We start from the raw sequence: 2864 nt of genomic DNA, 5'->3' as shown, positions 1-2864 counted from the left end.
CGCCAAGATCGGTTTCCTGCCGACTGAGCGCCTTGCGATCTATGCAACGGGCGGCGTGGCCTACGCCGATACCGATGTCGAGTTCGTCTCGCCGGGCATCCTCAATGCGACGCGCGGTTTTGCCACATCGGTGAAATCCGACAACGACGATGTTGGATATGCTGTCGGTGGCGGAGTCGATTACCTCGTCACGCAGAATTTCTCGGTAGGCCTTGAGTATCTGTACACCGACATCGGCGAGACAAACCTCGACGTAACCTACACCAATCCGCTGCTGCCCATTGGACAGCAGACGTTCGAGACCTCGTCGAACGACGACCTCGACTTCCATACCGTGTGGGCGAAGGCTTCGTTCCGCTTCAACTAACCTAGCCTTTGCGAAAAGCGCTCCTGCGTTGATCGCGGGGGCCTTCGACAGCCTGTCGTTCTCCAGTCCCGGCAGGCTGTCACTCCCTCGAAGCCGTCGCGCAAGTCGCCTCATCATGCCACCGGCATGGCAATGGGCAGCAACACTCGCTGCAGACGTCCCTTCCATCCAAGTTTCCGGTGACCGTAATGTTTAGCAAACGAATGACGTTGATCGCTATTATCGGCGTCTTCGCGGTGACGATCGTCGCCGGCGGGTCACTGGTCGCCTACTGGGACGGGATGAACCGGACCGACGAGACCGGCGTTCGGTAGCGATTGGTTCGAAGGTGGGCATGAAGGCGTTTGTCCGTTTTGGAAGGAACGTCGTCCCCATCATCGCTGCTTAAACGGGCAAGCTCCTGATCGTCCGTGGGACGAAAGAAAGTAATCGGTGCTCAACTTGGGGAAGCCCAATCAAGGCCCTGTTGGCGCCTGATCCAAGCGAGCGCGGTTGCGAGGCAGAAGACGCCGTGGAAACTGGCACGAGTCTTCCTGCGCCGATGACACTCACGCAGGTCCTGGTGCCATAACTGCCCCGAGAGATCGGCTGGGCTGCCACCTGATAAGTGGTCCTCCCTGAAGTAGGTTTCTGAGCCGCTGGAGGACATGAGAACGGGACAGAAGAAGCACAAGCCCGAAGAGATCGCCGCCAAGCTGAGGCAGGTCGATGTGTTGTTGTCGCAGGACTGCCCGGTAGCGGAAGCGATCCGCATGATCAGCGTGACGCCGTTCACGCATTACCGGTGGCGCCCGGAGTTAAGCGGTCTCAAATTGGATCAGTTGAAGCGTCTAAAGGATCTCGAGAAGGAGCACGAGCGTCTGCGCACGACGGTCTCGGACCTGACGCTTGAGAAGCTGATCTTGAAGGAGGCCGCCTCGGGAAACTGGTGTGCCCCGCCTGGCGTCGCCGCTGCATCGACCGTACCGTGCGCAAGTTCGGTGTGTCGGAGCGTTTGGCGTGCCGAGTCCTGGGGCAGCATAGATCGACGCAGCGCAAGGTGCCGAGGGGCCGAGCCGACGATGCGGCACTAACCGCCAACATCATCGAGCTGGCGGCGCAGTATGGGCGCTATGGGTATCGCCGGATCACAGCCCTGCTGCGAGATGCCGGGTGGGTGGTCAACGTGAAGCGCGTCGAGCGCATCTGGCCTCAGGAAGGCCTGAAGGTGCCGGCCAAGCAGCCCAAGCGCGGGCGGCTCTGGCTGAACGACGGGTCCTGCGTTCGGCTTCGTCCAGAGCGGGCGAACCACGTGTGGTCCTACGACTTCGTCGAGGGTCGAACTCATGACGGCCGTAAGTTCCGTATGCTCAATCTGATCGACGAGTTCTCCCGGGAGTGCCTCGCCATCCGGATCGCCCGGAAGCTAAAGTCCACGGACGTCATCGACGTGTTGTCGGATCTCTTCATCTTGCGCGGCATGCCGGGACACATCCGCTCCGACAACGTCCTATGTCGGGACGCTTTGGGATGAACCGCACCGAGTTTGCCGGAGGCTCCAACTCTTGAGAGACTGGAGCCATGACGAAGAGAACGCCGCCGTATAGCCCCGAGGTCCGAGCCCGTGCGGTCCGGATGGTGATGGATCATCAGGAGGAGCACGATTCGCAGTGGGCCGCGATCCAATCGATCGCCGGGAAGATCGGTTGCTCAGGCGAGACGCTGCGCAATTGGGTGCGCCAAGCCGAGCGCGATGATGGGCTGCGGCCTGGGCCGACCAGTCAGCAGAGCGAGCGGATCAAGGCGCTGGAACGCGAGGTGCGCGAGCTTCGCCAAGCCAACGAGATCCTCAGAAAGGCCTCCGCATATTTTGCCCAGGCGGAGCTCGACCGCCCCTTCAAGCGATGAAAGCGTTCATCGACGCGCATCGTGATGCCTACGGGGTCGAGCCGATCTGCCGCGTTCTGCCGATCGCCCCGTCGACCTATCACGAACATGCCGCCCGCCAAACCGATCCCTCCCGGTTGCCGGCGCGGGCAAAACGCGACGCGGTGCTGAAGGGGGAGGTGCGCCGCGTGTTCAACGAGAACTTCGGTGTCTACGGCGTCCGGAAGGTCTGGCGGCAGATGCAGCGCGAGGGCTTCGACGTCGCCCGCTGCACCATATCGCGGCTGATGAAGGCCATGGGCCTGAAGGGCGTCGTGCGAGGCAGGAGCGTGCGCACCACGATCGCCGATGCGTCAGCGCGATGCCCGCTCGACCGGGTCAACCGCGTCTTCAAGGCACCGCGGCCGAACATGCTTTGATTGAGCGACTTCACCTACGTCGCCACCTGGAGCGGCTTTGTCTACGTCGCCTTCATCATCGACGCCTTCGCCCGGCGCATCGTTGGCTGGCGGGTCTCCCGCAGACCTCATGCCGGCTTCGTGCTCGACGCTCTAGAGCAGGCGCTTCATCAGCGTCGCCCCTTCGCCGAGGGCGGTCTCGTGCATCATTCGGATCGCGGCAGCCAGTACGT

At 62.2% G+C, this 2864-nt stretch carries 1 protein-coding gene, 2 pseudogenes and 1 other annotated feature; all 3 genes and pseudogenes read left to right on the top strand.

Annotated features, from left to right (window positions below; translation table 11 throughout):
* A partial coding sequence (locus O5O54_RS22075) for an outer membrane protein (RefSeq protein ID WP_279483581.1) occupies positions 1–367 on the top strand: 367 nt, incomplete at its 5' end.
* 647 nt (positions 368–1014) lie between these two features.
* Positions 1015–1853 (top strand): annotated as a pseudogene (locus O5O54_RS22070) (IS3 family transposase); the annotation flags it as partial.
* Positions 1854–1927: 74 nt separating this feature from the next.
* Positions 1928–2864, top strand: a pseudogene (locus O5O54_RS22065) (IS3 family transposase); the annotation flags it as partial.
* Positions 2209–2325: a sequence feature (AL1L pseudoknot), on the top strand. (Overlaps the previous pseudogene by 117 nt.)

Source organism: Aureimonas sp. SK2 (genome assembly GCF_029813115.1).
GTDB lineage: Bacteria > Pseudomonadota > Alphaproteobacteria > Rhizobiales > Rhizobiaceae > Aureimonas.
Note: the sequence above shows the minus strand (reverse complement) of the source record. Positions and strands in the feature narration are given on the sequence as shown.